The 4,880-nt window shown below is 50.7% G+C and carries 3 protein-coding genes and 3 pseudogenes; 3 read left to right on the top strand and 3 right to left on the bottom strand.

Annotation, left to right across the window (positions count from 1 at the left end; translation table 11 throughout):
• Positions 1-121 (bottom strand): annotated as a pseudogene (locus FT643_RS22610) (magnesium chelatase domain-containing protein); the annotation flags it as partial.
• Here FT643_RS22610 and FT643_RS24150 point away from each other — a divergent pair.
• The 3 genes and pseudogenes from FT643_RS24150 to FT643_RS22600 form a co-directional block, all read left to right on the top strand.
• Positions 112-231 (top strand): annotated as a pseudogene (locus FT643_RS24150) (argininosuccinate synthase); the annotation flags it as partial. The pseudogenes FT643_RS22610 and FT643_RS24150 overlap by 10 nt on opposite strands.
• A gap of 306 nt (positions 232-537) precedes the next feature.
• Positions 538-750 carry a hypothetical protein gene (locus FT643_RS22605; RefSeq protein WP_156873673.1) on the top strand — a complete coding sequence of 71 codons (213 nt, stop codon included), beginning with the start codon at positions 538-540 and terminating at the stop codon, positions 748-750.
• Positions 751-866: 116 nt separating this feature from the next.
• On the top strand, positions 867-2,189 hold the full coding sequence (locus FT643_RS22600; RefSeq protein ID WP_156873672.1) for an oxygenase MpaB family protein: 1,323 nt from the start codon (positions 867-869) through the stop codon (positions 2,187-2,189).
• A 104-nt stretch (positions 2,190-2,293) separates the two neighbouring features.
• Here FT643_RS22600 and roxB read toward each other — a convergent pair whose 3' ends face one another.
• Together roxB and FT643_RS22590 are read right to left on the bottom strand one after the other, a co-directional pair.
• Positions 2,294-4,372, bottom strand: a complete 2,079-nt coding sequence (gene roxB / locus FT643_RS22595; RefSeq protein WP_156873671.1) for a rubber dioxygenase RoxB — start codon at positions 4,370-4,372, stop codon at positions 2,294-2,296.
• A gap of 231 nt (positions 4,373-4,603) precedes the next feature.
• Positions 4,604-4,750: pseudogene (locus tag FT643_RS22590) on the bottom strand (cyanase); the annotation flags it as partial.
• Positions 4,751-4,880: the final 130 nt, after the last annotated feature.

The following is a 4,880-nucleotide window of genomic DNA, read 5'->3' as shown; positions in this document are numbered from 1 at the left end:
CGAGCTCACCTACGAATTCCTGTTGTTCCAGTGCGGTCGTTGGAATTTGTTCCGATGCCGCCAAAATGCCCACAGCAATGGGTAAATCAAAACGGCCACCATCTTTAGGTAAATCAGCCGGCCTTCGAAGATGATGCCGGTGCCTATGACCAAAAAGACGCAGAAGGGTTTATCAAGCTGAATGCGCTGCGGATGCGTATTGCGGCGAACAAAGGGCGTTCGCAGCTGTAAGTGTTTGTTATTACAATAATATGATTTAAATAAAAAAGGGCCGCAATCGCGGCCCTTTTTTATGGGGAGAAAATAAGGATTATAAATGCAGTAAGCATCATTATTCACCGGGTAGGTTGTAAGGAAATATACTGACATAGAGCGTGCTTGTGATCTCTCAATTCTAATAAAGGATTAATGAAAAGTAGAAAAGTCGCGAGAGAATCTTACTGGGGTTAGATTTTTTTAAAATAGTATCTATGCTTGATGTTCAGGCAGGGAAGAGCGGCATGAGAGCTTGCCATTGCATTGTCTGGTTACGGGCAAATGGAGGGTGTTATTGCGATTAATCGTGAAGTCGCTCAATCCCTTAATCAGGCAAACCTGACAATCATCCCGAACGGAATGGATCTTCCGGATTATGAACCAGTCCAGCGGGACGTCATTGTGGAAGAGTTTTCCCTGGATGCGCAGCTGCCGATTTTTCTGGGCATGGCGCAATCGGTATTGGATTTCTATCAAGAAACTCTCTCCGGATAGTCCCTCTCTTTTCTGTTGTGACCATTCAGTCATATTTCTGGCCATTCACCATTAAATGATGGCAAACTAAACCGCACGCTATAATAAAAATACGGATACAGGCGGGAAATATCCTTATGGCAATTAGTCTTAATGAATTAAAACAACTGGTTACCTCTCAAAAAGAGCGCATACCATCTTTATACGGTCAGGTTGACTTCAGCAAAACACCGCAACGGTTTGCCGGGGGCGAAGCTGACCGCACCCAACTGCCCCGGCGTATGGCGAAAAAATTCCGCGGCCAGTTGCTGGCGGATAAAGAGCGGGTGGAGCGGGCCCGTGCCTATACCATGTTGGGAGACACTGTGGCCGATGCCTATGCCGCGTTGATGCCGCAATACGGTTTTAAGCGTTTGATCGATATGTTGAAGCAGGCATGCGATCAGGGTGTCAAAAGTGTTGAAAATCCACCACAGGAGCTGATCGACTTTATCGGATCGATGGAAAACGTACCGGCATGGCTGGACCCGGATTTGATGGAAGAGGGTGCCCGTATCAGCCGTAATCAGATGGCGAACCTGACCCCCTTTGCTATTCGCGGCGCTTTTATTGCTACCTTTATGAATAAATATTCCGGTCTGCCGATGGCCTTAACCGGTGCATTGTCTAGCGAATCGGCTGTGCAAAGAGTCAATGAAACCGCCAGCTTTTTTACCACCGCTACCTTACCTGGCGCGTTACGACGCTACGGGGTCGGCTTCAAGGCAGCCGCCATGGTTCGGTTAATGCATTCCATGGTGCGGTTTAATTTACTTACCCGTTCAGAAAAGTGGAATGTGGATGTTTTCGGTATTCCGATTCCGCAGGTGGATCAAATGCCGGCGGGCACCATCCCGGCTTTTCTGGCGGCATTCAGCGCCATGAGCAGAAAGAAAAAGCGGTTCACTCGTGAAGAGCGTGCGATTGTGGAGTTGTGTCGCTATCAAAGTTTTCTGCTTGGGTTACCGGAAGAGTTACTGCCCGCCACGCCGAAAGAAATCGTCGACGTAATGATGGCGTATTCCGGCACCTTGCGCGATGGCTATGATGATGAGACTTGCGGAGCCTTGGTGCGGGCGACTATGGCAGCGTATCGCCCGAAAGATAAAAGCCTTAAAAGCCGCTTGTATAACGAAACCGAAAAGCGCTTTTCCAAAGTGTTTTTTAACCGGGTTTTTCTCAGTAACGGCAATCGTTCATTGGCGAAAAAAATGAATGTGCAGGCGTCCCCCATTGATTATCTGTTTTTCGGCCTGGCCAGCGCCTATGTGTTGCCGCAAGTACTCGCTACCAAAGTGGCACAACGCATCCCGATACTGGACGATATGGTGGATAAAATTCTGATCGATAAGATTAACCGTTTACTGGTGGAATACGGGCATCCTGAATTCACCACGGATGCTTCGAATTACCGGCAGTAAATCAGAATCCAAAATAAAAAAAAGCAGCGCGGGGAGGCGCTGCTTTTTTGTTGGCTTGGAAATTTACATCAGTAGTCTATTACCATGAGTCATTACCGGATTGACTACAGTGTTTTCAAATACTCAATCACCGCAATACGTTCATCATCGGTCATTACCTCAGTAAATTCATGGCCCTCATTGCCGTGGCTGTACATATGCGTGTTGTAGATTTTCCGGTTCTCCATATTTTCTGTGGTGACGATGGGTGGAAAATCCAGATTCCAGGTGCCGGTGATGCTGCCGTACATCCACTCCAATACCCGTTGTGGCCAGGGTGTAGTATTGATATTGCGCTTACTGCAATTGAATCCGGGGGTGACCATCGGCGGCAAATCCACGCATTCCATTTTGTCGTATTTCCAGCCCAGTTTTTCGCTGTCAAAGGCCCGTTGCAGATCGGTGTCGTAGCCCATCACTACATTGCCCTCAATACCGTCGGGAGCCGGAGCGGATAACCGCCGCCAGATGGGGTAGCGATCCTGAGGTTTTAACACTTCCCAGACATTGGGCACCGAGCCGTTATGGAAATAAGGCGCTGATGCCCACACGCCATACAGCGGTTGTGCCAGATAACCAACTTCCCGGTCGCCACGCAGGCGTTTCTGGGGTTGCGGGCCGCAATCGTTGTCGGTGCCTTTAGTGGGAGGATAGCCGAAGAAGTTATCTGCGCCGGTGCTCGCCATGCCTTCTGTATTGGTCAATACGCGGCGATTGTCGGTGCCGATAATATTCATCGGCACCACATAACTTGCCATGCCTTCCAGTTGTGGTGTATCCAGATAGTCTGGATTGTTCACATAGCGGGGCGCGTAGGCGCCATGACAGGCAGCGCAGGAACCGTTGCCTTCGGCTTTTGGAACTTTGTTGTTGCGTTCCGGTGCCCACAAGTCCAGTTCGTGGAAAAGTATTGCACCCTGTTCGGCCAGTTCAGTATCCACCGGCAATGGATAACGCGGGGCTTTAATGGCTTCTGCCCACAGGTTCATCTCCGGACCGTGCTGCCGCATCCAGTTCTGTCCCTGTTCCGCCAGAGCTCCGGCGGTGCCGCCGAATAAACCAAAGAACGGGGTGTAGAAAACCGCATCGACGCGCGGAGCATCCATGGGAAATAAGCCATCCACAAATTTCAGCGGACGGTGTCCCATGTTCCACCAGTTCGGCGAATCCATACTGCCGGTGGAGCCGGAGCCGAGAATTTTCAGAAATCCGTTGACGGTGGGCAAACCTTTATCAGGAAACAGAAAGGCAATATTTACGGCGCTGGCATTGTTGGTGCCACGGGTCTGGGTCAGGTTCAGCACAGTGGCCGCGGAGGCCAGATAGCCCAGCGGTAACATATCCCGCAAAAACAGATTGAGGTCCGTGGTGCTGGAGCCACCGAACTGGAAACCCAGATCCGGATGGTCTTGTTTACGGCCGATTTCACCGCTGTGGCAACCGTGGCAGGTTACTCCGATACGCCCGCTCCAGGAACCGTCATCGCGCCGCATCTGGGTAAACATTTCCGGTAGCTGCCCACTGCCACCGTTGGTGCGGTTAGGATCTTCACCAGGTAGTGGGTAGGGGTTACGTCCTTCCGCAAACCCTGAGCCGTAGCGATTCGCTACCAGCAGATCAAATTGCTCGGGGCGTTGTTGGTAGCCACCCCACATTCTCCACAAGCGGTTGTACTGGCTGGCGGTGAAAGTGGAAATACCGCCTGCTGCCGCCAGATCGTTATAACTGTTTCCGGCAAAGAGTGCAGCGACCTTTTCTCCGCCGGTATCCATGAGTCCCGCGCCGCGATAGTACAAATTTCTAAGCTCGCCGCACGTAGTCGGATGTGCGGCTTCCTGCACCGCTTCCGGATCGATATGGCATTCTTTCCAGTAGGCATTGAAATGCACGGCCTTGCCCTCATTAACGCCGGGCTGAACCAGTGTGCGGGGGTCTTCCGGGAGAACGGCAGAATCATCTTTGCCGTAGCAAAAATCCCACTGCGCCATGCCGCCCCGGCTGCTGCCAAGCAGCGCGTCGGGATCGTCGTCGTAAACAAAAGCGAACGCGTTTTCGAAGAAACCGCTCAGGGTGAAAAACAATAGGTAACAGGAGATCGAAGCCAGTGTCCTCGCGGACCTGACCGTTGTGTTGTGCGTCAGCATCGTGGTGCCCTCTGTCTGCCACTGGGGCAGGAGTTAATTTTTAATTGTTTTTGATTAAGGTCGACCGACTACAACACTAAAATTAGCAGGCCATTGTGGATACATCAAGATATATATTGTTTTATGTCTCATTCTTATAGAGGGGAAAATTCACAACAGATTGACCGACAATTTTGCTGGTAATCAGAAGGCGGAGGCTGCAATAGTCGCAGCCCCGTTAAAGCACTTGTTTTACCAGGACTTATATTTCAGAAATTTTCCGTTCATCGTCACCACCACCCGGTCGCCGGCGGGGTTCTCTTCTTTTTCCACTTCCATATTAAAGTCGATTGCACTCATGATGCCGTCACCGAACTTCTCCTGGATCACTTCCTTCAGGACGGATCGGGGGTATAGGAAGTATAAAGCACCGATTTGCCCCTCATCCGAAGTATCTTACCCGAAACCCCCTCACTCGTTTACCGCTCAAGCTCCAATTTTCACTGTCGGACCAACCCAAATCGCTTAA

The sequence above is a fragment of the Ketobacter sp. MCCC 1A13808 genome, assembly GCF_009746715.1.
Lineage (GTDB): Bacteria > Pseudomonadota > Gammaproteobacteria > Pseudomonadales > Ketobacteraceae > Ketobacter.
This window is presented reverse-complemented; position numbering and strand designations above follow the sequence as displayed.